The organism is Pseudomonas sp. SID14000 (assembly GCF_002165135.1).
Lineage (GTDB): Bacteria > Pseudomonadota > Gammaproteobacteria > Pseudomonadales > Pseudomonadaceae > Aquipseudomonas.
The window spans coordinates 1-821 of record NZ_NFZQ01000054.1 but is presented as its reverse complement, the minus strand read 5'-3'; the positions used below and the strand labels follow the sequence as shown (position 1 = coordinate 821).

Sequence of the window (821 nt, the reverse complement as noted above, 5' to 3'; positions counted from 1 at the left end):
GATCAGGAAGCGGACGCCTTCGGGGGCCTCCACCGAGAAGCCGCTGCCGCGGCCTTTGACGACGTCGACGGTGAGGTGGGTGTGCTTCCAGTACTCGTACTGGTTCTTCGACATCCAGAACGAGATCGGCCGGGCTAGCCCGGCGACGGCCAGATCGCCCAGCTGGATGTCCGCGTTGCCGGCTTTGAACTCGCCGTCCGGGTAGCACATCGGGGAGCTGCCGTCGCAGCAGCCGCCGGACTGATGGAACATCAGCGGGCCATGGATCTCGGTGAGACGGCGGAGCAACTCCGCCGCCTCCTCCGTGTAGGAAACCCTGTCGACCATGGGGGTTAGAAGAAGCCGAGCTTGTCGGGCGAGTAGCTGACCAGCAGGTTCTTGGTCTGCTGGTAGTGATCGAGCATCATCTTGTGGTTCTCGCGCCCGATCCCGGAGTTCTTGTACCCGCCGAAGGCCGCGTGCGCCGGGTAGGCGTGGTAGCAGTTCGTCCACACCCGGCCGGCCTGGATCTCGCGGCCCGCCCGGTACGCCGTGTTCATGTCGCGCGTCCAGACCCCGGCGCCCAGCCCGTAGAGGGTGTCGTTGGCGGTCTTGATCGCGTCGGCGTAGTCGTCGAACTTGGCCACCGAGACGACCGGGCCGAAGATCTCCTCCTGGAAGATCCGCATCTTGTTGTCGCCCTCGAAGATCGTCGGCTGGATGTAGTAGCCACCGCTCAGGTCGCCGTCGAGCTCGGCCTTCTCGCCGCCGGTGATCACCTTGGCGCCCTCGGCCTTGCCGATGTCGATGTACGACAGGATCTTCTCGTACTGGTCGTTGCT

The 821-nt window shown here is 64.9% G+C and carries 1 protein-coding gene and 1 pseudogene; both read right to left on the bottom strand.

Annotated features, from left to right (window positions below):
* Positions 1–288 (bottom strand): DUF779 domain-containing protein (locus tag CAY82_RS27360; RefSeq protein WP_256576336.1); only part of this gene is annotated, 288 nt, incomplete at its 3' end.
* Between the two features lie 44 nt (positions 289–332).
* Positions 333–821, bottom strand: a pseudogene (gene adh, locus CAY82_RS27355) (aldehyde dehydrogenase); the annotation flags it as partial.